Source organism: Streptomyces sp. AC627_RSS907 (genome assembly GCF_019049165.1).
The window spans coordinates 1,406-27,650 of record NZ_JAGMUE010000170.1 but is presented as its reverse complement, the minus strand read 5'-3'; the positions used below and the strand labels follow the sequence as shown (position 1 = coordinate 27,650).

The following is a 26,245-nucleotide window of genomic DNA, read 5'->3' as shown; positions in this document are numbered from 1 at the left end:
GGATGGGGATGGGGGTGGGGGTCCGCGGAGGCGGCCGAAGGCGCCGGGTGCGGGGCCCGCGTGGCCTCGGTGGTTCCGCAGGCCGCGAGGGCGGCGCCCAGGACGCAGAGGACGGTTGCGCGTCGTACGAGAGTGGTCACCGTACGAACGTATGAGCATGATTATCTGTTTGTATGACTATCTGGTGTGACGTGCCTGCGACGTCACCCGCCCGGCTCAGACCGCGTCAGATGTCGCGCCGCTCCAGCGGCTTGGTCGCCGGTCCCTCGATCACCTTCCCGTCCGTGTCGAAGCGGGAGCCGTGGCAGGGGCACTCCCAGGCGCGTTCGGCCGCGTTGAAGCCCACCAGGCAGCCGAGGTGGGTGCAGCGCGGCGAGACGGCGTGCAGGGCGCCGGCCTCGTCCCGGTAGACCGCGAGCCGGTCGCCGCCCACGCGGACCACGGCGCCCTCGCCGGGTGGCAGTGCGTCCACCGGCGGGGTGGGCCGCAGCCGGTCGCCGACGAAGTGCCGGGCGACATCGGCCTGCGTCTTGAGGAACGTCGGCGCCTCGCGCACCGCCGTGCGCAGTCGGCGCGGGTCGTACAGCCCGCTCCAGGCGCACTCCGCACCGGTGATCTGCGCGGTGAGCAGCCGGCCCGCCATCATCCCGCCGCTCAGCCCCCAGCCGCCGAAGCCGGTGGCGACGTAGGTGTGGTGCGCGCCCGGGTGCAGGGGGCCCACCATCGGCACGGTGTCGGTGGGGTCGATGTCCTGCGTGGCCCAGGCGTGGGTGAGGCCGACACCGGGGAAGTGCTCGCCGGCCCAGTCGGACAGACGGTCGAAGCGCTCCCGGGTGTCGCCCGTGCCGGGCGTGAAGTGCTCCCCGGTGACGACGAGCAGGCGCCGGCCCTCGTCGTCCAGGGGCGCCGTACGGACCGAGCGGGTGTTCTCCTCCGGGGTGATGTACATGCCGTCGACATCGCGGGCGGCCTCGACGGGGCCCGCCACGACGAGCTCGCGGCGCGGGGAGAGGCGGGCGAAGAGCAGGGCCCGGTCGAAGATCGGGTAGTGCGTGGCGACCACGACGTCCCGGGCGGTCACCGTCGCTCCCGTGCCGGTCGACACGCGGCACGGCTCGCCCTCGTCCAGGCCGTGGACGGTGGTGTCCTCGAAGATCCGCCCGCCGTGCGCCTCCAGGTCCTCGGCGAGGGCCAGCAGGTACTTGCGCGGGTGGAACTGGGCCTGACCGGTGACCCGTACCGCGCCCGCGACCGGGAACGGCAGCCCCGTCTCCGTCACGAACGACGCCGGCAGCCCCGCCTCCTTCGCGGCGGCCGCCTCGGCCCGCAGCTCGTCCACGCGGTCCGCGCCGCGGACGTAGGTGTAGGCGCTGCGCGTCTCCCAGTCGCAGTCGATGCCCAGCTCGTCGACGATCCCGGCGGCGTGCTCGATCGCCTCGGTCTGCGAACGGGCGTACAGGCGCGCGGCCTCGGGGCCGCGGGTGCGGCGCAGTCTGTCGTAGACCAGCGTGTGCAGGGCGGTCAGCTTGGCGCTCGTGTACCCGGTGACGCCGGCGGCCACCCGGCCGGCCTCCAGCACCGCCACACTGCGCCCGGCCCGTGCCAGTTCCCAGGCCGTGCTGAGCCCGGCGATGCCGGCACCGATCACGACGACGTCGACGCCGATGTCCTCGGCGAGGGCGGGGCGCGGCGCACCGCCCGGTGCCGTCTGAAGCCAGTAGGAGCCGTCGACCTGCACTTTCTCCGTCATGCGGCCCCGGGTACCCCATTGCCGCGGCTTCAGTGACCGGGCGGTGCGCCACCGGCCGCCAGGGCCTGTCCGACACTTCCCGCCTGCCGCGCGGCGTCCGGCACGCACGCTCGCCGCGTTGCCGAAACGCCCACGTGGCTCCTCCCCCACTCTCGGCTGCGCTCGGGCGGGGGGACCCCATCGAGGGCGCTCCGGCGCCTTGCGATCGCACGCGCCAGACGCCGCGCGGCCCGCCCTCCGGGCGGACGACGGGAATGGTCAGACAGGCCCTACCTGCGCCAGGGGCCCGTCACCGCGAAGGTCGTGCCGGGGGTGTAGCAGTTGACGTACATGGTGTCGCCGTCGGGGGAGAAGGCGACGCCGGCGAACTCGCCCCACTCGGGTTCCTCCGGCGTCCCGATGTTCTGGGCGCCGCGGGCCAGCGCGTACACCTCGCCGCGCCGGGTCACGCCGTAGACGTGCTGGGCGCCGTTGCCGTCCTCGCAGACCATGAGCCCGCCGCCGGGCGCCAGGCAGATGTTGTCCGGGGACTCGCCGGGGAGCCGGACGTCGGTGTCCGGGCCGAAGACGATCACCAGGGTCAGACGGCGCCGCTCCGGGTCGTAGCGCCAGACCTGGCCGTAGTGGTCGGCCGCCGACCCGTCGCCGCTGCGGGCGAAGGACGAGACGAAGTAGACGCTCCGGCCGCCCCAGTAGCAGCCCTCCAGCTTCTGCGCGTGGGTGATGCCACCGCGGCCGAAGTCCTGGAGACGGATCGGCGTCCCGGCGGCCAGCGGGTCGGGTACGTCGACCCACTCGACGCCGTCGAACCCGGCGCCCGTCTCCTGGATCGAGGACAGGTCGGGCACGCCGGGCACGCGCATCGCCTGGAGCCGGCCGCCCGCCCGCAGCGAGCCCGTACCGCCCAGGGGTTTCTCGGGCAGGAACCGGTAGAAGAGACCGAACGGCCGCTCGAACGCGTCCTCCGTCTCGTACACGACGCCCCGCCGCGGGTCCACGGCGATCGCCTCGTGCTGGAAGCGGCCCATCGCGGTCAGCGGCACCGCGCCGGTGCGGTGCGGGTCGACCGGGTCGACCTCGAAGACGAAGCCGTGGTCCTTGGTGTAGCCGTTGGTCCCGGCCTTGTCCTCGGTCTCCTCACAGGTCAGCCACGTGTGCCAGGGGGTGGGCCCGCCCGCGCAGTTGACGGCCGTACCGGCGATCGCGACCCGCTCGGACAGAACGTGGTTGCCGGAGTCGAGTGCCAGGGCCGTACAGCCGCCCTTGCCCTGCGGGTCGTACGTCAGACCCTCGACCGTGGGGACGGGGATCCTGCCGTTGGCGCGGTTCTCGTGGTTGCGGACGAGGTGGACGCGGGCGCGTCTGCCGGGAGAACGCCCGGCGAAGGCCGCCATGCCGTCGTGGTTGGACGGGACCGGGCCCTCGCCGGAGCGCAGTTCGTCGCCCTCGCGGGACAGGACGCGGTAGTGGAAACCCCTCGGCAGGTCGAGCAGACCGTCGGGGTCGGGGACCAGCGGGCCGTAGCCGGTGCGGCCCGGGGACTGCGCGGCGGCGGTGCCGGCGAAGAGCTCGGAGAGGGCTCCGGTGAAGGCGATGCCCGCGCCGAGGGCGCCGGTGCGGGCGAGTACCTGACGTCGGGACGTGTCGCGACTGGGCATGGACATGGGGCGGCCTTCCTGCTGGCGGACAGGATGTGACCCCGCCGTGTCTATCATCTGACAACAATCCCGGGAACCACGCCTGAAGCTCGTGTCACTGGCCCACGGGCCGCTCCTGGGCCTTCTCCAGGAACCGCAGCAGCTCCACCGGGAAGGGCAGTACCAGGGTCGAGTTCTTCTCGGCGGCCACCGCCACGACCGTCTGCAGCAGGCGCAGTTGCAGGGCCGCGGGTGTCTCGGACATCTCCCGTGCCGCCTCCGCGAGCACCTTCGACGCCTGCAGCTCGGCGTCGGCGTTGATGACCCGGGCCCGCCGCTCCCGGTCGGCCTCGGCCTGCCGGGCCATCGAGCGCTTCATCGTGTCCGGCAGGGAGACGTCCTTGATCTCGACACGGTCGATCTGCACGCCCCAGCCGACGGCCGGGCTGTCGATCATCAACTCCAGGCCCTGGTTGAGCTTCTCGCGGTCGGACAGCAGATCGTCCAGGTCGCTCTTGCCGATGATGGAGCGCAACGAGGTCTGCGCCATCTGCGAGACGGCGAACCGGTAGTCCTCCACCCGGACGAGCGCGTTGGCCGCGTCGACGACCTTGAAGTACACGACCGCGTCCACGCGCACGGTGACGTTGTCGCGGGTGATGCCCTCCTGGGCGGGCACCGGCAGCGTCACGATCTGCATGTTCACCTTGTGCAGGCGGTCCACGAACGGCACCACCATGGTGAAACCGGGCTCGCGCACCTGACCCGCGAGGCGCCCGAGCCGGAAGACGACACCGCGCTCGTACTGCTTGACGACCCGCGCCGCCGAGGCGACGTACAGCAGCCCGGCGCTCCCGGTGGCGGCAGCCGCGGTCAGCAGCTCCTCCAGCATGACGACCTCCTCGACCAGAGGCCCGTTCCGTCCCTTCCTGTCACGATATGCCAGGCGCCCGGTCCGGGGCCATGCCCGGACCGGGCGCCGTCACCGTCCGACGGTCCGCGCGGGCGGGGCTACGCCGCCGCGGTCGCCGGTTCCGTGACCTTGACCGGGTCCGTGCCGGTGGCGCTGTGCCGCTCGGCCCAGTTCTCCAGTGCCGTACGGCAGGCGTGGTCCAGGTGGTGCAGCCCGGACAGGTCCAGCTCGACCGGGCGGTCCTGCGGCAGCGCCTCCAGGCTCTCCAGCATCTTCGGCAGCCGCAGGAAGGTCGCGTTGCCCGACAGGTGGGCCTGCACGGGACCGGCGCCCTTGTCGACGACCTCCAGCTTGAGGTGGGAGGCCTCCCAGGCGGTCTTGGCCACGGACAGGGCCAGACCGATCAGCACGCCCTCGAACATGTTGACCGCCACGATCGCCCCGGCCGTGACCACCAGGATCAGCGCCTCGCCCCGGTGCGCGCGCCACAGCGACACGATGCCGCGGAACGGGATCAGCTTCCAGCCGGCGTGGACCAGGATGCCGGCCAGCGCGGGCAGCGGGATCAGGGCCAGCGCGGACGGCAGCAGCGCGGCGAAAAGCAGCAGCCACACGCCGTGCAGCACCCGGGACGCCTTGGTCCGGGCACCGGCGCCGACATTGGCGGAGCTGCGCACGATGACCGCGGTCATCGGCAGCGCGCCGAGCAGACCGCACACCGTGTTGCCCGCACCCTGGGCCATCAGCTCCTTGTTGTACTCGGTGCGCGTGCCGTTGTGCAGCCGGTCCACGGCGGCGGCGCTGAACAGGCTCTCCGCGGAGGCGATCAGGGTGAAGGCGACGATCGTGCCCAGGAGGCCCACGTTCGCCAGCTCGCCGAAGGCGTCGGCGCCGGGCGGCTGGACGGAGTCGAGCAGGCCGTTCACCTCGACGGTCGCGACCGACAGGCCGAACGCCGCCGTGACCGCCGTGGCCGAGGCGACTGCGGCCAGCGCGCCCGGCACCGTCTGCGCCCGCTTCGGCAGCCGCTTCCACAGCACCATCACCGCGACGGTGCCCGCGCCCAGGGCGAGCGAGGTGAGCGCCTCGCCGCTGCCCAGGACGTCGGCGGCGGCCCCGGGCAGCCCGGTGATCTTGTCGAGGCCGGAGGCGGGCGCCTGCAGCCCGGCCGCGGAGTAGAGCTGACCGGCGATGAGCACGAGGCCGATGCCGGCCAGCATGCCCTCGACGACGGACAGGGAGATCGCCCGGAACCAGCGCCCCAGCTTCAGGGCGCCCATCGCGAGCTGGAGCAGACCGGCGGCGAGCACGATCACGCCGAGCGCGGGCAGCCCGTACTCGTCCACCGCGCCGAAGACCAGCACGGTCAGGCCGGCGGCCGGGCCCGACACCTGCAGGCTGCTGCCCGGCAGCATGCCGGTGACCAGGCCGCCCACGATGCCGGTGACGAGGCCGAGTTCGGCCGGGACACCGGAGGCGACGGCGACGCCCACGCACAGCGGGAGGGCGACCAGGAACACGACGAGCGAGGCGGTGAAGTCCTGCCGCAGATGGGGGAACTTCCGGAGGTTGTCGGATATGGCGGTCATCGCGGCGTTCACAGGGTCTCGAACGCGTCGGTGTCCGCGTGGTGCTCGAACACGACCCCGGTGTGGACCTCGTAGTACCAGCCGTGGATGCGCAGCCGGCCCTCCGTCAGCCGCCGTTCCACACAGGGGTAGGAGCGCAGCCTCAGCACCTGCGCGAGAACGTGGTGCTGCACGGCTTCGGCGACCGTCGGGTCGGCGGGATCGCACGGTTTCGGCTCGTCGGCGGCGTGGGCCAGCCACTCGCGGACGGCGGGTACGGCGCTCAGGTCGTCGCCGCGCACCAGCGCGCCGACCGCGCCGCAGTGCGAGTGGCCGCAGACCACGATGTCGCTGACGCCGAGCACCTCCACGGCGTACTCGATGGTGGCCGCCTCGCCGGTGGGGCGCTCGGCGCCGTAGGGCGGGACGATGTTGCCCGCGGTGCGCAGCTCGAAGAGCTGACCGGGGCCGGCTCCCGTGATCAGGGCCGGTACGACCCTCGAGTCGGAGCACGTGATGAACAGGACTTCGGGCGACTGGCCTTCGGCGAGCCCGGCGAACTCCTCAGGGCGCTGTCCGAACGTGCGGGCGTTGTCGATGAGGCGTTGCATGATGGGGTGATTCCTCCTGGCGCGCGGTGGGGGCGCGTCGGACGGTCAGGGCAGAGTTGGGGGGATGTACCGGCTCTCAGCAGCGGAAGACCTGGAGTGCGGCCGGGGAGTGGTCCCTGGCCGCTCTCGCCCGCTGTCCGGTCGCACGGCCGGACGTGACGGGTTCGGGCACCGCCAGCGCGCGCTGTCCAGGCAGCGCGCGCTCGGGGGCCTCGGGCTGGGGCGCGGTGGCGGTGCGCTGCCGGTCACGCACGCGCGCGGGACCGTGCGGGATTCCCGTCCGGCCGGCGGTGTGACAGGTGACGGTCTCGTCGTGCGGCACCGGGCCGGAGAGGGTGGTTCCGGACTGGGCACCGGCCACGATGGCACGGCCCGCGTGCGCGGAGGCGAAGGGTGCGGGGGGCGCGAAGAGCGGAAGGGCGATCAGGGCGGCGGCGAGGAACAGAACCACGATCCGGGCCGTCGTGCCTCGGAACATGCGCCCCCTCCAGGCGTTCACACCCTTGACGTGTGCCGGCGCGTTGCCCGGGCGCGCCGGGCGCGCATGGTCAACGCGCGGCCAACACAGGGTCAACGCTTGGTCAAGAGACACGTTAACCCTACGAAGAGCTTTGCCGGGTTAACGTTGCGTTACGCGCTGGAGAGAGCCTGAAAATCGCGGTGGGTTGGCGGGAACAGACCGGTGTCAGGGCGTGTCGACGAGGCGCGCGGCGTCCCGGGCCAGCGCGGTGAGCCGGGAGATCGCCCGGAAGTACTTCTTGCGGTACCCGCCCTTCAGCATCTCCTCGCTGAAGAGCCGGTCGAAGGGCAGCCCCGAGGCCAGGACGGGCACCTCGCGGTCGTAGAGCCGGTCCGCGAGCACCACGAGGCGCAGCGCCGTCGACTGGTCCGGCACCGGGCGCACCCCGGTGAGGCACACGGCCGTGACGCCGTCGGTCAGGGCACCGTAACGGCTGGGGTGGACGCGGGCGAGGTGGTCGAGGAGCGCGGGGAAGTCGTCCAGGGCGGCGCCCTCGGTGGCCCGCGCCGCCCGTGTGACCTCCTCGTCGGAGTACGGCGCGGGTGCCTCGGGCAGACCGCGGTGGCGGTAGTCCTCGCCGTCGATGCGCAGGGCGCGGAAGTGCGCGGACAGGCCCTGGATCTCGCGCAGGAAGTCGGCCGCCGCGAAGCGGCCCTCGCCGAGCTTGCCCGGCAGTGTGTTGGAGGTGGCGGCGAGCGCGACGCCCGCCTCCACGAGCCGGCCGAGCAGGGTGGAGACGAGGACGGTGTCGCCGGGGTCGTCGAGCTCGAACTCGTCGATGCACAGGAGACGGTGTCCGGACAGGGTCCGCACGGTCTGCTGGAAGCCGAGGGCGCCGACGAGGTTGGTCAGCTCCACGAAGGTGCCGAACGCCTTGCGGGAGGGCTCGGCGGGCGTGGCGTGCCACAGGGAGGCCAGCAGGTGGGTCTTGCCGACGCCGTAGCCGCCGTCGAGGTAGACGCCGCGGGGGCCGGCCGGGGTCTTCGGGGCCCTGCTCCGGCCGAGGCCGAAGAAGCCGCGCCGGCCGGCGGCGGGGCCGGACGCCGCGCCGAGTCCGGCCGCGAAGCCCTCCAGGACCCGCACGGCCTCGCTCTGGCTGGGCTGGTCGGGGGCCGGGACGTACGTGCTGAAGCGGACCGAGTCGAAGCGGGGCGGCGGCACCATCTCCGCGACCAGGCGGTCCGCGGGGACGTGCGGCTCGCGGGCGCACAGGGACAGCGGGGCCGCCCCGGCTATCGGGGTGGGGCCGGAGGCGGGGGTGGAGGACGACACGGTGGTCCATGGTAGGCCCTGTGCGGGGGGTGCCCGTCGCCGTACGGCCGGGCACGGGGCCGGCGCCCGGCGGGGCCCGGGTGCGGGTGGACGCGTCGTCGCGGGCCGCGCCCGCCTGCCCGTGGGGCGGGGCGGGGGAGGTGGCCGCGCGGTTCGGGTTCCGGACGCGTGGAACACTGCACGGCATGCGACGCCTGTTCCCTGTGACCGATCAGACAGCCGGCCCGGGCTTCGACGGGGCGGACCGGGAGTGGAGCCTCGCCGAGCTGGCCGAGGCCTACGCCTACCCCGCGCCCGAGGGGCGGCCCGGGGTGTGGCTGCGGGCGAACATGGTCGCCACGCTCGACGGGGCCGCCCAGCACGACGGCCGTTCCCAGCCCATCTCCAGCGCGGCCGACATGCGGATCTTCGGCACCCTGCGGGCCCTGGCGGACGTGGTGGTCGCCGGCGCCGAGACCGTGCGCCAGGAGGGGTATCGCCCCGCACGCGCGCGTGCGGAGTTCGCGGAGCTGCGGCGGGCGGCCGGGCAGAGCCCCGCGCCGGCGATCGCGGTGGTCAGCGCGAGCCTGGAGCTCGACTTCTCCCTGCCGCTGTTCGCCTCCCCGCCGGTCCCCACGCTGGTCCTCACCGGTGCCGCCGCGGCCCCGGACCGGATCGCGGCGGCGGAGCGGGCGGGCGCCCGCGTGGTGATCGCCGGTGACGGCGTCGGCGTGGACCCCGCCCGTGCCGTCCACGCGCTGGTCGAGCTCGGCCACACCCGGCTGCTGACCGAGGGCGGCCCGCGGCTGCTGGGACAGTTCGTCACGGCCGGCGTGCTCGACGAGCTGTGCCTGACCGTGTCGCCGATGCTCACGGCCGGTGACGCCCAGCGGATCGCGGGCGGGCCCTCGGTCGGGGTCCCCCGGCGTTTCGCCCTGGCGTCCCTGTTGGAGGAGGAAGGTTTCCTCTTCAGTCGGTACCGGCGCGACTAGGCACAGGGGTTCGGTCGTTACCGCGCTTCCGGGAATCGTCGGAATCTTCCGTTCCGTTTAGCCCGCGCAGGGCACACTGATTCCGGCGACACCCGTGCGATCACGGGGCAGGATGGTTTCCGCAGGGTCCGGTACGGCCCACGGAGGGTGGGCCCACGGGCCCTCGAAGGAGAAGGGGCGCCTGGTGTTCACAAGCGTTTTGATGATCGAGAAGGCCCTGACGTCCGCCGACGTGGAGTTCGTCACCACCTTGCACGGGGACGAGCAGGTCGCCTTCCACGTGCTGCTCCAGCCGCGCGGCGAACAGGCCGACCGGCTGCTGAGGGCCATCGACGACGTCGCGCTCGGCGAGCTCGACGAAGCCGTCCGCGAGGGCGAGACGCCCGAGGGCCACGAGGCGCTGAGCGTCGGGCAGCGGGCCCTGGAGGTGTCCCTCACCGCCCTGCGCGCGTCCGGCGCCGAGGCCGACGGCCGCCTGATCGAGGACCATCCGCTGGACGAGCTCAGGTCCCTGGTCCTGGAGGCCGGGGCCGACGAGGTGATCGTCCTGACCGATCCGCACTACGTGGAGGAGTTCTTCCACCGGGACTGGGCCTCGCGGGCCCGCCACAAGGTCGGCGTGCCGGTCCTGAAACTGTTCTCCCACAGCAAGGCATAGGCTGGGGCCCGCGCTCCGGGACCCCGCGCCGGGGGCGCGCCCACCAGCACGCACCACCTGTCGTACCACCCGTCGCACCTCTGGGGAGAACAGCGCATGGCACCCGGCCTTCCTACCGCCATGGACCGACCGCACTTCATCGGCATCGGCGGCGCCGGAATGTCGGGCATCGCCAAGATCCTCGCCCAGCGAGGGGCCGCGGTGGCGGGCAGCGACGCCAAGGACTCCGCGACCGCCGAGGCACTGCGCGCGCTCGGCGCGACCGTGCACATCGGGCACGCCGCGGAGCACCTCGCCGCCGACGCGAGCTGCGTGGTCGTGTCGTCCGCGATCCGCGAGGACAACCCGGAGCTGGCCCGCGCGGCCGAGCTGGGCATTCCGGTCGTGCACCGCTCCGACGCCCTCGCCGCCCTGATGAACGGCCTGCGCCCGATCGCCGTCGCCGGCACGCACGGCAAGACCACCACCACCTCGATGCTGGCGGTCTCCCTGTCCGAGCTGGGCCGCGACCCGTCGTACGCGATCGGCGGCGACCTGGACGCCCCCGGCTCCAACGCGCTGCACGGCGACGGCGAGATCTTCGTCGCCGAGGCGGACGAAAGCGACCGCAGCTTCCACAAGTACGCCCCCGAGGTCGCCATCGTCCTCAACGTGGAGCTCGACCACCACGCCAACTACGCCTCGATGGACGAGATCTACGAGTCCTTCGAGACCTTCGCCGGCAGGATCGTCCCCGGCGGCACGCTGGTGATCGCCGCCGACCACGAGGGGGCCCGGGAGCTGACGCGGCGGCTGGCCGGGTCGGTGCGGACGGTGACGTACGGGGAGTCCGAGGACGCCGACGTGCGGATCCTGTCGGTCGTCCCGCAGGGCCTGAAGAGCGAGGTCACCGTGGTGATGGACGGCACGGAGCTGACCTTCGCGGTCTCCGTCCCCGGCCGCCACTACGCCCACAACGCGGTCGCCGCCCTCGCCGCGGGCGTGGCCCTGGGCATCCCCGCCGCCGAGCTGGCCCCCGCGCTGGCCGCCTACACGGGCGTCAAGCGGCGGCTCCAGCTCAAGGGCGAGGCCGCCGGAGTCCAGGTCGTCGACTCCTACGCGCACCACCCCACCGAGATGACCGCCGACCTGGAGGCCATGCGCGCCGCGGTCGGCGACGCCCGCATCCTGGTCCTCTTCCAGCCGCACCTGTTCTCCCGCACCCAGGAGCTGGGCAAGGAGATGGGCCAGGCCCTGGCCCTCGCCGACGCGTCGGTCGTCCTCGACATCTACCCGGCCCGCGAGGACCCGATCCCGGGCGTCACCAGCGAGCTGATCGTCGAGGCGGCCCGGGCCGCGGGCGCGGACGTCACGCCGGTCCACGACAAGGCCGGGTCGCCCGCGGTGGTCGCGGGAATGGCGAAGGCCGGTGATCTCGTTCTCACCATGGGCGCGGGCGACGTCACGGACCTCGGGCCGCGCATCCTGGACGAGCTGTCGAAGTAAGGGGCTGAGGACTCATGTCGTACGACGTCGAGAAGCCGGACGAGCAGTGGCGCGCGGAGCTGGCTCCCGCCGAGTACGCCGTCCTGCGCCAGGCCGCCACGGAGCCCGCCTTCACCGGTGAGTACACCGACACCAAGACCGAGGGCGTCTACTCCTGCCGCGCCTGCGGCGCCGACCTGTTCACCTCCGCCACCAAGTTCGAGTCGCACTGCGGCTGGCCGTCCTTCTTCGACCCGAAGGACACCGACGCGGTCGAGCTGATCGAGGACCGGTCCCACGGGATGGTGCGCACGGAGGTGCGGTGCGCCCGCTGCGGTTCGCACCTCGGGCACGTGTTCAAGGGCGAGGGGTACCCGACCCCGACCGACCAGCGGTACTGCATCAACAGCATCGCCCTGCGGCTGGCACCCACCGAGGGCTGACCCGGCCCGTCGGACGGTGACCGGCCGGGCGGCGCCCGGCAGCGCCCCGGTGCCCCGCGCGCCGGGGCCGCCGGGCGGGGCGGGCAGGCCCGGGCCGGGGACGAGCACGGCAGGTCCCCGGTGTGAACGCCGGGACAGCGGGAAGGAGTCGCCCCGGACCAACGGGCCCCGCGGATCCCCCGTCTACACTCGACCGGCGACGGCCCCACCGACCGTGGCCGGAGCGGGCAGCTTCTGCCAGACCCGAAGGGCGTTCGGCGTTTTGATACGGATCGAATCAGTCACCAAGCGGTACCCGGACGGCACCGTGGCGGTCGACCGGCTGTCGCTGGACATACCCGACCGCGCGATCACGGTCCTCGTCGGGCCCTCGGGCTGCGGCAAGACGACGACCCTGCGGATGATCAACAGAATGGTCGAGCCCACCGAGGGCACCATCCTCCTCGACGGCGCGGACCTCCAGCAGCAGCCGGTCACCACGCTGCGCCGGTCGATGGGGTACGTCATCCAGAACGCCGGGCTCTTCCAGCACCGGACGATCCTCGACAACATCGCCACCGTGCCCCGCATGATCGGCTGGGGCAAGCAGAAGTCCCGTGAACGGGCGGCGGAGTTGATGGAGCGGGTGGGGCTCGACGCCTCCCTCGGCAAGAGGTATCCGTACCAGCTCTCCGGCGGGCAGCAGCAGCGGGTCGGCGTGGCGCGGGCCCTCGCCGCGGACCCGCCGGTCCTCCTCATGGACGAGCCGTTCTCCGCCGTCGACCCCGTGGTCCGCAAAGGGCTCCAGGACGAACTGCTGCGCATCCAGGACGAACTGGGCAAGACCATCGTCTTCGTCACGCACGACATCGACGAGGCCATCAAGTTGGGCACCATGGTCGCGGTGATGCGCACCGGCGGCCGGCTCGCCCAGTTCGCGCCGCCCGCCGAGCTGCTCTCCGACCCCGCCGACGACTTCGTCGAGGACTTCCTCGGCGCGGACCGCGGTATCCGGCGGCTGTCCTTCTTCCCCTCCGCCGGCCTGGAGCTGACGACCGGCCCGGTCGTGCGCCTCGACGCCACGGCCGAGCAACCCGCCGCGCCGGACGCCCCCTACCTGCTGGTGACCGACGCGGACGGCAGGCCGCTGGGCTGGGCCGAACCGCGGGACCTGACCGCCGGGGACATCGTGCCGCGGCGGCTCCTGTCGCACGGGCGGCCGTTCGTGCCCGGCACCGACTCGCTGCGGGCCGCCCTCGACTGCGCGGTGCTCTCGCCCACCGGCTGGGCCGTCGCGGTGGACGCCGACGGCCGGGTGGCGGGCGTCGTCTCCCAGCAGGCCATAGGCGAGGCCATCCGCACCGCCCACGGCACGGCGAACACGGGCCGCGCAGGGTCCGACGGCACAGGGTCCGACGGCGCGCGGACCGGCGAGGCGCGTGCCGCGGGGCCCACCGACGTCACCAGGGTCGCCCCGTGAACGGCTTCTTCGACATCCCGAGCGACCTCGACAACACCTACTTCGGCCTGATCGGGCTGCACCTGCGCGAGGCACTGCTGCCGGTCCTGGCCGGGCTGCTGCTCGCGCTGCCGGTCGCCCAGCTCTGTGTGCGGTTCCGCTGGCTGTACCCGCCCGTCCTCGGCGTGACGACCGTCTTCTACGCCATCCCGTCGCTGGCCGTCTTCGTCGTCCTCATCGACTACACCGGCCAGACCGAGCTGACGGTGATGATCCCGCTGGCCTTGTACAGCCTGGTGGTGCTCGTCCCGGCGCTCGTCGACGGCGTGCGGTCGGTGCCCCAGGAGACCCTGGCCGCAGCCACCGCCATGGGCTTCGGACCCCTCCGGCGCTATCTGCAGGTGCAGTTGCCGATCGCCGTGCCCGCGATCCTCGCCGGGCTCCGGGTGGCCACCGCGTCGAGCATCTCGCTGGTCAGCGTAGGCGCCCTCATCGGCAACCAGGGCGCCCTCGGCAACCTGCTCGCGGACGCCCAGAAGTACGGCCGGCCCGAGCTGGCGGTGAACTCCGTCCTGACGACGGCCGTCCTGGCGATCCTGTGCGACGCGGCGCTCGTCCTGGTCCGGAACCTGCTGACGCCGTGGATGCCACGCGGCGGGGGCGGGCGCCCGAAGAGGGCCGCCGCGCGGCGGAAGCGGCCCGAGCCGGAGGAGGCGTCGGCCCGGTGAACGTCCTCGCCTTCGTCAACGCCTTCTTCAGCGACAGCGCCCACTGGAGCGGCTACGACGGCATCCCGCGGCGCCTGCTGGAACACGTCCAGTACACCCTGATGGCCCTCGGCCTCGCCGCCGCGATCGGCCTGCCCGCCGGGCTGCTGACCGGACACACCGGCCGCGGCGGCAACGCCGTCGCCTTCGTCGCCACCGCCGCCCGCGCACTGCCCAGCTTCGGTCTGCTGGTGCTGATCGCCGTCGTCGTCGGCATCGGCCTGCTGCCCGTGATGATCCCGCTGGTCGTGCTCGCGGTCCCGCCGATCCTGGTCACCACCTACGAGGCGGTCCGCTCCGTCGACCCCTCCCCGGTGGACGCCGCGCGGGGCATGGGCATGCGCGAGTCGCGCATCCTGTTCCGGGTCGAACTGCCCGTCGCCCTGCCGCTGGTCCTCAGCGGACTGCGCTCGGCCGCCATCCAGGTCGTGTCGACGGCCACCATCGCCGCGTACGTCAGTCTCGGCGGCCTCGGCCGGTACATCATCGACGGGCTCTACCAGCGGAACTACGAGAAGGTGGTCGGCGGCGCCACTCTGGTGGCCCTCCTGGCGCTCGTCACGCTCGCGGTGTTCTGGGCCGCGGAACGGCTGGCGGTGTCCCCGGGGGTCCGCAGGCGCTGACGCCGGACACGGCTGTCCGGGAAACCGTGACCATGCTGTTCTTGACGGAGGGACAAGTGGCTCGTTTGGATCGGTGGATGACTTCTACCGCGAAGAGCAGCTGGTCCAGGACGAGGCACACCGGCGCGGCGGCCGCCGCGCTCACCGCCGCGGCGGCGCTGCTCGCGGGCTGTTCCTCCGGCGACACCTCCGACGACCCCCTCGCGGGGGAGAAGGCGGAGGCCGGCACCGTCGTCGTCGGCTCCAACAACTTCGCCGAGAGCACCCTGCTCGCCGACATCTACGGCGAGGCGCTCAAGGCCAAGGGCCTCAAGGTCACCTACAAGCACAACATCGGCAGCCGCGAGACGACGTACGGCATGATGGAGAACGGCTCGGTCACGGTGCTGCCGGAGTACAACGGCTCGCTGCTGGCCTACCTCGACGCCAAGGCCGAGCAGAAGTCCGCCGAGGCGGTGAACGAGGCGGTGAAGGCCAAGCTCGACAAGAAGCTCACGCTGCTGGAGTCGTCGCCGGCCGAGAACAAGGACTCGGTCAGCGTCAACGCCGAGACCGCCGGGAAGTACAAGCTGACCTCCTCGTCCAGCCTCGCCGACCTCAAGGACCTGGCACCGGAGCTGGTGATCGGCGGGTCCCCCGAGTTCCAGACCCGGCGCCAGGGCCTGGAGGGCCTGAAGTCCGTGTACGGGCTGGAGTTCAAGTCCTTCAAGGCGCTCGACGCGGGCGGACCGCTGACGCAGTCGGCGCTGACCAGGAACACCGTGCAGGCCGCGGACATCTTCACCACCGACCCGACGATCATCAAGGAGAAGTTCGTCGTCCTGAAGGACCCCGAGAACCTCTTCGGATTCGCGAACGTGACACCGCTGGTCCGCAAGGACGGCCTCTCCCAGGAGGGCGTCGACGCGCTCAACGCGGTCTCCGCCAAGCTGGACACGAAGACGCTCCTCGACCTCGACGCGCAGGTCCAGCTGGACAAGAAGGACCCGCTGGACGTGGCCAGGGAGTGGCTCGGGTCCGTGGGGCTCGTCTGATCCGCCGTACGCCGGTCACGACGCCGCGGCCCCGGCCGCGGCGTCGATCAGCTGGTCGATCAGGGCGATGAGGACGTCCCGGCAGGAGGCCCGCTCCCGCGCGTCGCACAACAGCACCTGCACGTGCTCCGGCAGCGCCAGGGCCTCCCGGATGTCCGCGACCGGATACGGATGCCGTCCGTGGAAGCCGTTGACGCCGACGACGAACGGAACACCCCGCCGCTCGAAGAAGTCGATGGCGGCGAAGCTCGACTCGGGCCTGCGGACGTCGACCAGGACCACGGCCCCGAGCGCCCCGATCGCCAGGTCGTTCCACATGAACCAGAACCGCTGCTGACCGGGCGTCCCGAAGAGGTACAGCACCAGTTCCCGTCCGATGCTGATCCGCCCGAAGTCGAGGGCCACGGTGGTGGCCCGCTTCTCCTCGATGCCGGCGAGGTCGTCGACGTCCAGCCCCGCCGTGGTCAGCGGTTCCTCGGTGCGCAGCGGTGTGATCTCGCTGACCGAGCCGACCATGGTGGTCTTGCCGACGCCGAAACCACCGGCGATCAGGATCTTCACGGCTTCGGGTGCGGGTGCGGGTGCGGGTGTGGATGCGGGTGCCGTGGGCGCCGGAGTGGCGCGGTCAGAGCCGGCCAAGGCCGTCCCTCACTTTCTGCAGCAGGTCAAGGTCCGGGGTGGCGCGGGAGACGAGGCGCGGCGGCCGGGCGGTGATCCGGCCGGCCTCCAGCAGGTCCGACAGCAGGATGACGACCACGCTCACCGGCAGGTCGAGGCGGGCGGCGACCTCCGCCACGGCGACGGGCTCGGCGCACAGCCGCAGGATCCGCAGGTGTTCCGGCTGCGGTCGCGCGGCCCGGGCGGGCTGCGGATCGACCGCGGTCACCGTCGTGATGAGGGTGAAGTCGGCGCGGCTGGGCCGGGTCCGTCCGCCGGTCAGGGCGAACGGCCGCACGAGCCGGCCCCCCGGGTCGCCTCCGGTCACGTCACTCGCCGGGGCCGGCGGTGGCCCGCGGTGCCGCGCTCAGGTGCTCGCCGATCTTCCTCACCAGCATGTTCATCTGGTACGCCACCACACCGACGTCGGCGTTGGGTCCGGTGAGCACGACGAGGTGCGCGCCGGGGCCGGCGGAGGTGAGTATCAGGTAGCTGTTGGCCATCTCGATGAGCGCCTGGCGCACCGGGCCGCCGCGGAAGTCCATGCTGACGCCCTTGCTGAGGCTCATCAGGCCGGACGCGGTCGCCGCCAGCCGCTCGGCGTCGTCCCGCGGGAACCCGGTGGACTTGCTGACGACCAGCCCGTCCTCGGAGAGGACCACGGCCTGGTTCACGTCGGCGACCCGTTCCACGAGTCCGGTGAGCAACTGGTCCAGCTCGGTGTGCGTGGCGGGGGAGGGTCGGGTCATCGCGTGTCCTTCGTCGGCGTTCGTCGTTCGGCGTCGGGGGTCGAGAGGGTGGCGGCGGAGAGGACCTGCTCGTCGCCGGTGGGGCCGGCGCCGGCGGTGTCCGTGTCGTCGGCGTCGGGGGCGTCGTCGGCCGCTTCGGTCTGGGCGCGCAGCGTGCCGCGCTGGAAACCGGCGAGGGAGGAGGCGGCGCGTTCGGCGGTGAACTCGGCGTGATCGCCGTCCCGTCCGGCCGGGTCGCCCGGAACGGTCGCGGGTTCCTCGTCGCGCAGCTCGGCGGCCAGACTGGTCTGCGGCACCCGGCGCGGCAGCGGGGCCGGGCCGCCGTGCTCGGACGCGGCCGGTGCGGGGACCCCGGGCCGGTTCACCGGTACGGACCGCGCCGGCCGTACGGGCCGCTTCGCGGGGGCCGCGTCGGTGTCGGCGGCGGGAGCCACCGGGTTCGCCACCCCGGCCGCCGCGCCGGATACCCGGGCCGGCCCCAAGGGCGCGGCCGGCCCGGAGGGCCCGTCGAGGGGCTCGCGTACCACGATGTCGTGAGGGATCAGCACGATCGCCGTGGTCCCGCCGTACGGGGACGGACGCAGCGTGACGGTGATGCCGTGCCGGTGCGCGAGCCGGGCGACGACGAACATGCCGAGCCGCAGGTCGTCGGCGAGCGCCACCACGTCGAACTGCGGCTCCACCGCCAACTGGGCGTTGAACGAGGCGTAGTCCTCCTCGGAGAGGCCGAGTCCGCGGTCCTCGATCTCGACGGCCAGGCCCTTGGCCGCCAGCACCGCCCGCACCCCCACCGGGTGGGGGGCGGGCGAGTACGTGGTCGCGTTGTCGATGAGCTCGGCGAGCAGGTGGATCACGTCGGCCACCGCGGGCGGGGCGAGCGCCACCTCCTCGTCGGTGTGCACCTCCACACGCTGGTACTCGGCGACCTCCCCGACGGCGCTGCGTAGGATGTCGACCAGTGCCACGGGCTCGCGCCAGCTGCGCCGGGGCTGCTCGCCGCTGATGATGACCAGGTTCTCCTCGTAGCGGCGCAACTGGCTCGCCGTGGAGTCCAGTTCGTACAGGCCCTTGAGGATCTCGGGGTCCGTGTGCTCGCGTTCCAGGGTGTCCAGCTTGCCGAGCTGCATGTTGACGAGGTTCTGGCTCTGCCGGGCGATGCCCAGGATCACCTTCTGGAAGCCGCGCCGGGTGTCGGCGAGTTCGACGGCGGTGTGGACGGCGGTGCGCTGGGCAGCGTTGAACGCCTGGGCGACCTCCCCGAGTTCGTCCCGTCCGTAGTCCAGCGGCGGGGTCGCCGACTCGACGTCGACCTTCTCGCCCCGTTCGAGCCGGGCCACCACGTCGGGCAGGCGCTCCTCGGCCAGGCTCAGGGTGGCCAGCCGCAGCCCGCGCAACCGTCGGGACAGCGAGCGGGTGATGCGCCAGGACATGCCGACGCACAGCAGCAGGGCGACCAGGCCGCCCGCGCTGAGGGAGGCGGCGGTGATCAGCAGCCCGCGCGCCTCGTCGGCGCTCCGGTCGAGCAGGGCGTCCGTCTGCTGCCGGATCAGCGCCGCGTACTGGTCGGACACCTTCTCCAGCGCGGTGGTCCACCGCTGCCGCGCGTCCGGCAGGTCGGTCCGGCCGTCCCCGCCCGCCGCCCGGGCCGCCAGCACCTCGTCCTCCACGGCCTCCAGGGTGTGCCACTCGGCGCCGGCCAGGATCCGTTCGGTCTGTGCTTTCGCGCTGCCGCGCAGGGAGGGCACGATCTGGTCCTGGACGAGCCAGCGCCGGGTGTGGACCAGCTGGGCGAACCGCACCCACGCCGTGTCGTCCATCCGGCCGGACGGCCAGGCCAGGGTGAGCCGGGCGTCCTCCTGGGAGACCAGCTCCGCCGCGTGTTCCAGGGCGACCAGGGGACCGGCCTGCGAGGTGAGGTCACCGTCGTCGACCTGGGAGAGCTCCTGGAAGGCGTGGATCTGTTCGTCGATGATCGCGGTGTACTGGTCGAGCGCCTGCTCGGCGGTGATGTCGCTGGGGTCGTCGACCTGGTCGCGGTAGTACTCCAGGCTGCCCAGCGAGCCGAGCACCGAGTACAGCCGGTCCGAGACCCGGGCCGGTGCCTGTTCGATCGCGTCGGACCGGCCGACGAGCTGGGCGACCGCCGCGTCCGCCTTCTTCCGCTGGGCGTCGAGGGCGGCCCTCCTGCCGCCCTCCGGGTCGGCCAGCCACGCGGCCGACAGGCTGCGCTCCTTCTGCAGCGCGAGCGTCGCCTCGGTGCCCATGGCCCCGGTGGACCGGCTCAGCTCCGTCTGTGACCGCAGCCGCAGGCCCTCCGAGAACATCTGGATCGTCGTCACGCCCCACACGGCGGTGAGGGTGACGCCGGGAACCAGGGCCAGGAGGATCAGGGAGAGACGTATGGAGCCGAGGCGGCGCCGGGCACCTGTCCGTGCAGACATCGTCGTCCTAGGCGATCAGTGGGGGAGGGAGGCGGGGGTGCGGTGGCGCGGCCGGCCGGGGTGCCCGGTCACCGGGTGCCGCCCGCGGCGAACCGCGCGACCGCGTCGGCGTTCGTCCGGGTCACGAACGCCGGGCCGGTCAGGACGGGCGCCACCGAGCCGCCGCTGACGCTGCCGTTGGTGCGGTACAGCCAGAGCGCGTCCACCGCGAGATAGCCCTGCAGGTACGGCTGCTGGTCCACGGCGAACTGCACGTCCCCGCGTTTGACGGCGGCGACCAGGTCCTCGTCGAGATCGAAGGTGGCGACGTGCGCGTCGCTGCCCGCCTCGTCCACGGACTCGACCGCGGTCAGGGCGAACGCCGCGCCGTTCATGACGACTTCGTCGATGCTGGAGTCCTGCCGCAGCCGTGCGGTGACGGCCGCGCCCACCGCCTTCATGTCGGTGCCCTCGACGTAGAGCATCTCGGTCTCGCCCTTGAAGGCCTTCTTCACGCCGGCGCAGCGGGCCTCCAGGGCGACGTTGCCCCGCTCGTGGATGACGCACAGGGCATGCCGGGCCTCGAGGCCGTTGAGCTTGTCGCCGACGGCGCGGCCGGCGACGCCCTCGTCCTGCCCGAAGTACCCCAGGAGCCCGGTGCCGCGCCAGGCGTCGATACCGGAGTTGAGACCGACCACGGGAATGCCGGCCGCCCTGGCCTCGGCGACCGGCCCCTTCATCGCCTGCGGCTTGGCCAGGGTCACGGCGATGCCGTCGGCCTTGTCGCGGATCGCGTCCCGCACCAGGTCGGCCTGGTCGGCCGTGTCGGCGTCACCGGCGTACGTCAGGTCGACGCCGTCCTTGGCGGCCGCCGCCTCGGCGCCCTTGCGCACCCGGTCCCAGAAGGCGTCGCCCTCACCGCCGTGGGTGACCATGACGACCTTCATCCGGTCGGCGCCGGACCCGTCCGCGGCCTTTGCGGACGGGCCGTCCCCGTCGCCGCCGAGGGCGGAGCAGCCGGCCACCAGCAGGCAGACCGCCGCGGTGAGGGCCGCGGTGCGCAGGCGTCCGGGGGAGTGGGCGGGTGGGGGAGATGTACTCATGGGGGTCGCGGCACCTCGCTGTGCGGCCGAGCAGGAGGAACGGGGCGAGGTGGGGACCGTCGCCGCGCGTGGGTGCGCCAACCGGGTGAACCTCGCCTGGCCGGAGCAAACCGTGTGTGGCCGCTGGTAGTCAAGTGACCTGCGACCTGGCGTGAGTTGTCGGTGCCGCATCGTGATGATCGGGGCGGGCGAGAAGGAGCGCCCGGTGTCCGGCCCCGGTGCGGACGGGGACGCGGCGCGGGCTCCGCGCCCTCGTCGGCCGGCCGGTCCGGCCTGGCGAGAGGACGGGCGCGGGCACGCGAACACAGGGCCGCAAGGAAGCTGACCTGACGGTGAGTTATCGTATACAGGGGGTTAGGGTGGGCGGCACGGCCTGCCGAGTTCCAGCCCAGGAGAGTTCATCCGATGGCGAGGCAGCTACGCGCCGAGCAGACCCGCGCGACGATCCTCGGAGCCGCCGCCGATCTGTTCGACCGTCACGGCTACGAGTCGACCAGCCTGAGCGAGATCGTCGCCCATGCCGGAGTCACCAAGGGCGCCCTGTACTTCCACTTCGCGGCGAAGGAAGACCTCGCGCACGCCATCATGGAGCTCCAGTCCAGAACCGCGCGCCGCCTGGCGACGGAGCTGGACGGCAGGGGGTACACCTCCCTGGAGGCGCTGATGCGCCTGACCTTCGGCATGGCCCGGCTGTGCGAGGAGGGGCCGGTCCTGCGGGCCGGGCTGCGGCTCGCCACCGGGGGAGTGGCGGTACGGCCGCCGCTGTCGCACCCCTTCACCGAGTGGCGGGACATCGCCACGTCCTGGCTCCTGGACGCCGTCCGGCAGTCCGACGTGCACCCGGACATCGATGTCGACTCCGTGGCCCACACCCTCGTCTGCTCCATCGTGGGCACCCGCGTGGTGGGCGGCACCCTCGAACCGTCCGCGCGGCAGCCCCGCCGCCTGGCCGGGATGTGGCACATCCTGATCCGCGGCACGGTGCCGGTGACCCGACGCGCACGCTACCTCACCCTCGCGGCGCGCCTGGAACAGGAGACGGCCACGGTCTGAACCACCACGTCCGCCGCCGCGGGCCGCGGTGTGCCACTGTGTCCGCCACGGCCCGCCGTCGCACGGCCTGCGACCGCCGGCTGGGGCCTCCCGGCGTCCGCCGCCGGGCTGACGGCGTCTGCCACCGCCCGCCGCCTCACGGCCCGCTGTCGCATGCCTGCCACTCGGCCGCTGTGGTGTGCCGCTGTCCGCCACGGCCCGCCGTCGCACGGCCTGGGACCGCCGGCTGGGGCCTGCCGGCGTCCGCTGCCGCCGGGCTGAGGGCGTCTGCCACCACCGCCCGCCGCCTCACGGCCCGCTGTCGCATGCCTGCCACTCGGCCGCTGTGGTGTGCCGCTGTCCGCCACGGCCCGCCGTCGTACGGCCTGGGACCGCCGGCTGGAGTCTGCCGGCGTCCGCCGCACCGCGCCGCACGGCCTGCGGCCGTAGACTCCGGCCCGCCGCCGGCCAGGCCCGTCGGGTCGCGCCACGGGCCGGTTCCGCTCCGCCCTCCGCGCACGGTGCGCGCGATACGGTGAGGCGCATGCCCGAGACCCCCGCGCCCGCGCCCGCCCCCGTCATCCTCGGCAACGAGCCCGGGTCCTTCCCCCACGGCGTGCTGGCCGAGCGGCACCCGGCCATCATCCGGCAGGTGCGGGAGGCGTTCCCCTACGACCCCGAACGGCAACGCGCGCTCGACGCGTTGCTGGCGAACTGCACCCGGGGCGGCATCGAGCCCCTGCCCGCCGACGCCCACGACCGGGAGCGGTGGACGGCCTGGGGGATGGACACGTACGTCGGCCGGTCCTGGTTCGACGTGCCCTGGCTCTGGGCCGAGAGCTACTTCTACCGGCGGCTCCTCGACGTCGTCGGCTACTTCGGCGCCGGCGCCTGGCAGGGCGTCGACCCCTTCCGCCCCGCCAAGCTCGCCGAACTCGACGCCCCGGAGACGGACGGGGAACTCGCCGCGCTCGACGGCCTCGCCGACCTGTCCGCCGACGAGCAGAACTGCGCCCTGCTGCACGGCTCGCTCTGGGGCAACCGCGCGGACCTCGGCTTCCGCCTCTCCACGACCGGGCCCGGAACCGGCACCGAGGACGAGACGCGGGCCCTGGTCGCCGACGACAGCGACGCGCTCTGGGCGCTGCTCCCGCCCCCCGGCGCCGACACCGCCCGCACCGGCACCTCCGGCCCGAAGACCCTGTGCCTCGTCGCCGACAACGCCGGCCGCGAACTGGTCCCCGACCTGCTCCTCGTCTCGCACCTCCTCGCCGAGGGGCGGGTCGACCGGGCCGTCCTGCACGTCAAGCCGTATCCGTACTACGTCTCCGACGCCACCACCGCCGACGTGCTGGACGCGCTGCGGAGGCTCGTCGTGGCGGGCGGGGCAGCCGCCGCGTACGGCGGGCGGCTGTGGGCCGCGCTGACCGACGGCCGCGTCACCGTCCGCGCCCACCCCTTCTCCTGTGCCCCGCTGCCCTACGCGGACATGCCCGCCGACCTGCGGGAGGAGTTCGCCGCGGCCACGGTGACCGTCCTCAAGGGCGACCTGAACTACCGTCGCCTGGTGGGCGACCGGTGGTGGCCACCGACCACCCCCTTCGCGGACGTCACCGCCTACTTCCCGGGCCCGGTCGCCGCGCTGCGCACCCTGAAGTCCGACGTGATCACCGGTCTGGCCGCGGACACGGAGGCCGCGCTGGTGGCGAGCGGGGAACAGCGTTGGCGGACGAGCGGAACGCACGCGCTGATCCAGGTCAGGCGCTGAGCGGCTGCGCCCCGGAGGGGTGAACCCGGCCGGTGCCCCGGAGGGCGCGGGTCGGTGAGAGTTCCCGGCTTCCGCCCTGATTCACGCGATGGTGTGATCATGTCCCGCCGCGTGGATGTGCCCGAAGGGCCATGGGTAGGGCCCGGCCATGACGCGACAGCCCTTCGAACTCCCGCACTTCTACCTGCCGCACCCCGCGCGGCTGAACCCGCATCTCGACGAGGCCCGCGCCCACTCGAGCACATGGGCACGCGAGATGGGGATGCTGGAGGGCTCCGGGGTCTGGGAGCAGTCCGACCTCGACGCACACGACTACGGCCTGCTCTGCGCCTACACCCACCCCGACTGCGACGGGCCGGCGCTCTCCCTCATCACCGACTGGTACGTGTGGGTCTTCTTCTTCGACGACCACTTCCTGGAGAAGTTCAAGCGCACCCAGGACCGTGCCGGCGGCAAGGCCCACCTCGACCGGCTGCCCCTGTTCATGCCGCTCGACCTCGCCACCGGGATGCCCGAGCCGGAGAACCCGGTCGAGGCCGGCCTCGCCGACCTGTGGGCACGCACGGTGCCGGCGATGACGGCCGGCTGGCGCCGGCGTTTCGCCGTCGCCACCGAGCACCTGCTCAACGAGTCCCTGTGGGAGCTGTCCAACATCAACGAGGGGCGGGTCGCCAACCCGGTCGAGTACATCGAGATGCGCCGCAAGGTCGGCGGCGCCCCCTGGTCGGCCGGGCTCGTGGAGTACGCGACCGCGGAGGTGCCCGCCGCCGTCGCCGGCACAAGGCCGCTCAGGGTACTGATGGAGACGTTCTCCGACGCCGTCCACCTGCGCAACGACCTCTTCTCCTACCAGCGCGAGGTCGAGGACGAGGGCGAGCTCAGCAACGGCGTGCTGGTGCTGGAGACCTTCTTCGGCTGCACCACCCAGGAGGCCGCCGAGCTGGTCAACGACGTCCTCACCTCCCGGCTGCACCAGTTCGAGCACACCGCGTTCACCGAGGTGCCCGCCGTGGCCCTGGAGTGCGGCCTGACGCCCGCCGAGGTGGCCGCCGTGGGGGCGTACACGAAGGGCCTCCAGGACTGGCAGTCCGGCGGCCACGAATGGCACATGCGCTCCAGCCGGTACATGAACGAAGGGGCGCGCACCACCGCGCCCTGGCAGGCGCTGACGGGGCCCGGCACCTCCGCGGCGAACGTCGGGGCGCTGCTCGCCGCGGCGGGCACCGAGCGGGCGCGCCCCTACACGCACGTGCCCTTCCAGAAGGTCGGTCCCTCGATCATCCCCGACATCCGCATGCCGTTCCCGCTGGAGCTGAGCCCCGCCCTGGACGGCGCCCGACGGCACCTGCTCGAGTGGTCGCACCGGATGGGCTTCCTGAGCGAGGGGGTCTGGGACGAGGACAAGCTCGCCAGCTGCGACCTCCCGCTGTGCGCCGCCGGCCTCGACCCGGACGCCACCCAGGACCAGCTCGACCTCGCCTCCGGCTGGCTGGCTTTCGGCACCTACGGTGACGACTACTACCCGCTCGTCTACGGCCACCGCCGGGACCTGGCCGCCGCCCGGCTCACCACGGCCCGCCTGTCGGCCTGCATGCCGCTCGGCGGGGAGCCGGTCCCGCCGCCCGCCAACGCCATGGAGCGTTCCCTGATCGACCTGTGGGCGCGCACCACCGCCGGCATGACCCCCGAGGAGCGGCGTCCCCTGAAGACGGCCGTCGACACGATGACGGAAGCCTGGGTGTGGGAGCTGTCCAACCAGATCCAGAACCGCGTCCCCGACCCGGTGGACTACCTGGAGATGCGGCGCGCGACCTTCGGCTCCGACCTCACCCTGGGCCTGTGCCGCGCCGGACACGGCCCGGCCGTGCCGCCCGAGGTCTACCGCAGTGGACCCGTCCGGTCCCTGGAGAACGCGGCGATCGACTACGCGTGCCTCCTCAACGACGTCTTCTCCTACCAGAAGGAGATCGAGTACGAGGGCGAGGTCCACAACGCGATCCTCGTCGTGCAGAACTTCTTCGGCGTCGACTATCCGACCGCGCTCCCCGTCGTGCAGGACCTGATGAACCAGCGCATGCGTCAGTTCGAGCACGTCGTCGCGCACGAACTGCCCATCGTCTACGACGACTTCCAGCTCTCGGAGGAGGCGCGGACGATCATGCGGGGCTATGTGACCGACCTGCAGAACTGGATGGCCGGCATCCTCAACTGGCACCGGAACGTCACGCGGTACAAGGCCGAGTACCTGGCCGGCCGCACCCACGGCTTCCTCCCCGGCCGGCCACCGGCCGTGCCCGTCCCGAGGAGTCCCCTGACGAGCGGTCCGAGGACCACGGCACTGCCCGCCCTCGGCTGACGCGCCCGGGACGCGCGGAGGGCCGCCGTTCCCGGCTCGTGCCGCGTGCTCCGTCGCCGCCGCCTCCGCGGGGCCGGCCGACGGGGCACGGGCGCGAGCCTGCGTGCCGGCCGAGGCGCAAGGGGACGCGCCCCTGACCGCGCCGGCCGGCGGTCAGTCTCACTCGTTCGTGGCTCGTCACGCGCCGGCGCGCCGGGTAGAGCACCTGCCGGAGGCGATCCATGGAACAGACAGCACTGCGTCCCAAGCCGATGCCCGGCCGGGAGCCGGGGACCGGCACCGCGCCCGGCCCCGACCGGCGGCCGCACGCCGACGGCCGGCGTCACCGGCGGCTCACCACCGTCCTGCTCGTCCTGCTCGCCGCCACGGTCCTGCTCCTGGCCGGGGCCGGACTCGGCACGGTGGGTGCCACCGTGATCGGCATGGGCGAGCTCGCCGAACTCCAGCGGCAGGAGGCGGCAGCGTCGGCGCGGGGGCCGGCGGCCGGGGTG

Annotated in this window: 23 protein-coding genes and 1 pseudogene; 12 read left to right on the top strand and 12 right to left on the bottom strand. The window is 73.1% G+C overall.

Annotated features, from left to right (window positions below):
- Positions 1 to 226: 226 nt before the first annotated feature.
- The 7 genes from KUM32_RS30565 to zapE all read right to left on the bottom strand — a co-directional run bounded on the left by KUM32_RS30565 (position 227) and on the right by zapE (position 8,271).
- Positions 227 to 1,750, bottom strand: a complete 1,524-nt coding sequence (locus tag KUM32_RS30565) for an FAD-dependent oxidoreductase (protein WP_217145210.1) — start codon at positions 1,748 to 1,750, stop codon at positions 227 to 229.
- Positions 1,751 to 2,019: 269 nt separating this feature from the next.
- Positions 2,020 to 3,414, bottom strand: coding sequence for a PhoX family protein (locus tag KUM32_RS30560; RefSeq protein WP_217145209.1), 1,395 nt, complete (start codon positions 3,412 to 3,414; stop codon positions 2,020 to 2,022).
- Between the two features lie 88 nt (positions 3,415 to 3,502).
- The gene (locus KUM32_RS30555) at positions 3,503 to 4,279 is read right to left on the bottom strand and encodes a slipin family protein (RefSeq protein WP_217145208.1); all 777 of its coding nucleotides are present in this window, start codon (positions 4,277 to 4,279) and stop codon (positions 3,503 to 3,505) included.
- A 119-nt stretch (positions 4,280 to 4,398) separates the two neighbouring features.
- Positions 4,399 to 5,889 (bottom strand): SulP family inorganic anion transporter, encoded by a 1,491-nt coding sequence (locus KUM32_RS30550; protein ID WP_217145207.1) that lies wholly within the window; start codon positions 5,887 to 5,889, stop codon positions 4,399 to 4,401.
- Positions 5,890 to 5,897: 8 nt separating this feature from the next.
- Positions 5,898 to 6,479 carry a carbonic anhydrase gene (locus KUM32_RS30545; RefSeq protein ID WP_217145206.1) on the bottom strand — a complete coding sequence of 194 codons (582 nt, stop codon included), beginning with the start codon at positions 6,477 to 6,479 and terminating at the stop codon, positions 5,898 to 5,900.
- A 76-nt stretch (positions 6,480 to 6,555) separates the two neighbouring features.
- Positions 6,556 to 6,957 carry a hypothetical protein gene (locus tag KUM32_RS30540; RefSeq protein WP_217145205.1) on the bottom strand — a complete coding sequence of 134 codons (402 nt, stop codon included), beginning with the start codon at positions 6,955 to 6,957 and terminating at the stop codon, positions 6,556 to 6,558.
- Between the two features lie 207 nt (positions 6,958 to 7,164).
- Entirely contained in the window at positions 7,165 to 8,271 is a 1,107-nt protein-coding gene (zapE, locus tag KUM32_RS30535; RefSeq protein ID WP_217145204.1) for a cell division protein ZapE, read from the bottom strand.
- A 185-nt stretch (positions 8,272 to 8,456) separates the two neighbouring features.
- Between zapE and KUM32_RS30530 the strand changes: the two genes are divergently transcribed.
- The 8 genes from KUM32_RS30530 to KUM32_RS30495 all read left to right on the top strand — a co-directional run bounded on the left by KUM32_RS30530 (position 8,457) and on the right by KUM32_RS30495 (position 15,669).
- Positions 8,457 to 9,242: a pyrimidine reductase family protein gene (locus KUM32_RS30530; protein WP_217145203.1), complete on the top strand. Its 786-nt coding sequence runs from the start codon at positions 8,457 to 8,459 to the stop codon at positions 9,240 to 9,242.
- Between the two features lie 184 nt (positions 9,243 to 9,426).
- Positions 9,427 to 9,900 (top strand): indole-3-glycerol phosphate synthase, encoded by a 474-nt coding sequence (locus tag KUM32_RS30525; protein WP_217145202.1) that lies wholly within the window; start codon positions 9,427 to 9,429, stop codon positions 9,898 to 9,900.
- A 96-nt stretch (positions 9,901 to 9,996) separates the two neighbouring features.
- Positions 9,997 to 11,385, top strand: coding sequence for a UDP-N-acetylmuramate--L-alanine ligase (gene murC, locus KUM32_RS30520; RefSeq protein ID WP_217145201.1), 1,389 nt, complete (start codon positions 9,997 to 9,999; stop codon positions 11,383 to 11,385).
- Positions 11,386 to 11,399: 14 nt separating this feature from the next.
- The gene (msrB, locus tag KUM32_RS30515) at positions 11,400 to 11,807 is read left to right on the top strand and encodes a peptide-methionine (R)-S-oxide reductase MsrB (RefSeq protein WP_217145200.1); all 408 of its coding nucleotides are present in this window, start codon (positions 11,400 to 11,402) and stop codon (positions 11,805 to 11,807) included.
- Positions 11,808 to 12,069: 262 nt separating this feature from the next.
- Positions 12,070 to 13,266, top strand: coding sequence for an ABC transporter ATP-binding protein (locus KUM32_RS30510; protein ID WP_254406371.1), 1,197 nt, complete (start codon positions 12,070 to 12,072; stop codon positions 13,264 to 13,266).
- On the top strand, positions 13,263 to 13,973 hold the full coding sequence (locus tag KUM32_RS30505) for an ABC transporter permease (RefSeq protein WP_217145199.1): 711 nt from the start codon (positions 13,263 to 13,265) through the stop codon (positions 13,971 to 13,973). The genes KUM32_RS30510 and KUM32_RS30505 overlap by 4 nt, the downstream gene beginning before the upstream one ends.
- Positions 13,970 to 14,635 (top strand): ABC transporter permease, encoded by a 666-nt coding sequence (locus tag KUM32_RS30500; protein ID WP_217145198.1) that lies wholly within the window; start codon positions 13,970 to 13,972, stop codon positions 14,633 to 14,635. Before KUM32_RS30505 ends, KUM32_RS30500 begins: the two co-directional genes overlap by 4 nt.
- A gap of 77 nt (positions 14,636 to 14,712) precedes the next feature.
- Positions 14,713 to 15,669, top strand: coding sequence for an ABC transporter substrate-binding protein (locus KUM32_RS30495; protein ID WP_217145197.1), 957 nt, complete (start codon positions 14,713 to 14,715; stop codon positions 15,667 to 15,669).
- A 15-nt stretch (positions 15,670 to 15,684) separates the two neighbouring features.
- On the opposite strand, the gene KUM32_RS30490 is transcribed toward KUM32_RS30495, so the two are convergent.
- The 5 genes from KUM32_RS30490 to KUM32_RS30470 form a co-directional block, all read right to left on the bottom strand.
- Complete coding sequence (locus KUM32_RS30490) at positions 15,685 to 16,308, bottom strand: ATP/GTP-binding protein (protein WP_217145196.1); 624 nt, start codon at positions 16,306 to 16,308, stop codon at positions 15,685 to 15,687.
- Positions 16,295 to 16,654, bottom strand: a complete 360-nt coding sequence (locus KUM32_RS30485; RefSeq protein WP_217145195.1) for a DUF742 domain-containing protein — start codon at positions 16,652 to 16,654, stop codon at positions 16,295 to 16,297. The genes KUM32_RS30490 and KUM32_RS30485 overlap by 14 nt, the downstream gene beginning before the upstream one ends.
- Before the next feature lies 1 nt (position 16,655).
- The gene (locus tag KUM32_RS30480) at positions 16,656 to 17,075 is read right to left on the bottom strand and encodes a roadblock/LC7 domain-containing protein (protein ID WP_217145194.1); all 420 of its coding nucleotides are present in this window, start codon (positions 17,073 to 17,075) and stop codon (positions 16,656 to 16,658) included.
- The gene (locus KUM32_RS30475; RefSeq protein WP_217145193.1) at positions 17,072 to 19,516 is read right to left on the bottom strand and encodes a nitrate- and nitrite sensing domain-containing protein; all 2,445 of its coding nucleotides are present in this window, start codon (positions 19,514 to 19,516) and stop codon (positions 17,072 to 17,074) included. Before KUM32_RS30475 ends, KUM32_RS30480 begins: the two co-directional genes overlap by 4 nt.
- Positions 19,517 to 19,584: 68 nt before the next feature.
- On the bottom strand, positions 19,585 to 20,598 hold the full coding sequence (locus tag KUM32_RS30470) for a substrate-binding domain-containing protein (RefSeq protein WP_217145192.1): 1,014 nt from the start codon (positions 20,596 to 20,598) through the stop codon (positions 19,585 to 19,587).
- Positions 20,599 to 21,003: 405 nt separating this feature from the next.
- On the opposite strand from KUM32_RS30470, the gene KUM32_RS30465 reads away from it, so the two are divergent.
- From KUM32_RS30465 to KUM32_RS44050, 4 genes and pseudogenes are all read left to right on the top strand, one after another.
- Positions 21,004 to 21,651, top strand: a complete 648-nt coding sequence (locus KUM32_RS30465; RefSeq protein ID WP_217145191.1) for a ScbR family autoregulator-binding transcription factor — start codon at positions 21,004 to 21,006, stop codon at positions 21,649 to 21,651.
- Positions 21,652 to 22,174: 523 nt separating this feature from the next.
- A complete protein-coding gene (locus KUM32_RS30460) occupies positions 22,175 to 23,398 on the top strand; it encodes a damage-control phosphatase ARMT1 family protein (protein WP_217145190.1) in 1,224 nt (407 codons plus the stop codon).
- Positions 23,399 to 23,546: 148 nt separating this feature from the next.
- Complete coding sequence (cyc2, locus tag KUM32_RS30455; protein WP_217145189.1) at positions 23,547 to 25,754, top strand: germacradienol/geosmin synthase Cyc2; 2,208 nt, start codon at positions 23,547 to 23,549, stop codon at positions 25,752 to 25,754.
- Positions 25,755 to 25,975: 221 nt separating this feature from the next.
- Positions 25,976 to 26,245, top strand: a pseudogene (locus tag KUM32_RS44050) (PDZ domain-containing protein); the annotation flags it as partial.

Bases quoted from the DNA above. Each gene is read 5' to 3' on its own strand.
- KUM32_RS30555 (WP_217145208.1), bottom strand. From the start codon at position 4,279: ATGCTGGAGGAGCTGCTGACCGCGGCTGCCGCCACCGGGAGCGCCGGG.
- KUM32_RS30460 (WP_217145190.1), top strand. From the start codon at position 22,175: ATGCCCGAGACCCCCGCGCCCGCGCCCGCCCCCGTCATCCTCGGCAAC.
- KUM32_RS30545 (WP_217145206.1), bottom strand. From the start codon at position 6,479: ATGCAACGCCTCATCGACAACGCCCGCACGTTCGGACAGCGCCCTGAG.
- KUM32_RS30475 (WP_217145193.1), bottom strand. From the start codon at position 19,516: ATGTCTGCACGGACAGGTGCCCGGCGCCGCCTCGGCTCCATACGTCTC.
- KUM32_RS30560 (WP_217145209.1), bottom strand. From the start codon at position 3,414: ATGTCCATGCCCAGTCGCGACACGTCCCGACGTCAGGTACTCGCCCGC.
- KUM32_RS30540 (WP_217145205.1), bottom strand. From the start codon at position 6,957: ATGTTCCGAGGCACGACGGCCCGGATCGTGGTTCTGTTCCTCGCCGCC.
- murC (WP_217145201.1), top strand. From the start codon at position 9,997: ATGGCACCCGGCCTTCCTACCGCCATGGACCGACCGCACTTCATCGGC.
- KUM32_RS30565 (WP_217145210.1), bottom strand. From the start codon at position 1,750: ATGACGGAGAAAGTGCAGGTCGACGGCTCCTACTGGCTTCAGACGGCA.
- KUM32_RS30530 (WP_217145203.1), top strand. From the start codon at position 8,457: ATGCGACGCCTGTTCCCTGTGACCGATCAGACAGCCGGCCCGGGCTTC.
- msrB (WP_217145200.1), top strand. From the start codon at position 11,400: ATGTCGTACGACGTCGAGAAGCCGGACGAGCAGTGGCGCGCGGAGCTG.
- cyc2 (WP_217145189.1), top strand. From the start codon at position 23,547: ATGACGCGACAGCCCTTCGAACTCCCGCACTTCTACCTGCCGCACCCC.
- KUM32_RS30465 (WP_217145191.1), top strand. From the start codon at position 21,004: ATGGCGAGGCAGCTACGCGCCGAGCAGACCCGCGCGACGATCCTCGGA.
- KUM32_RS30550 (WP_217145207.1), bottom strand. From the start codon at position 5,889: ATGACCGCCATATCCGACAACCTCCGGAAGTTCCCCCATCTGCGGCAG.
- KUM32_RS30470 (WP_217145192.1), bottom strand. From the start codon at position 20,598: ATGAGTACATCTCCCCCACCCGCCCACTCCCCCGGACGCCTGCGCACC.
- KUM32_RS30480 (WP_217145194.1), bottom strand. From the start codon at position 17,075: ATGACCCGACCCTCCCCCGCCACGCACACCGAGCTGGACCAGTTGCTC.
- KUM32_RS30495 (WP_217145197.1), top strand. From the start codon at position 14,713: ATGACTTCTACCGCGAAGAGCAGCTGGTCCAGGACGAGGCACACCGGC.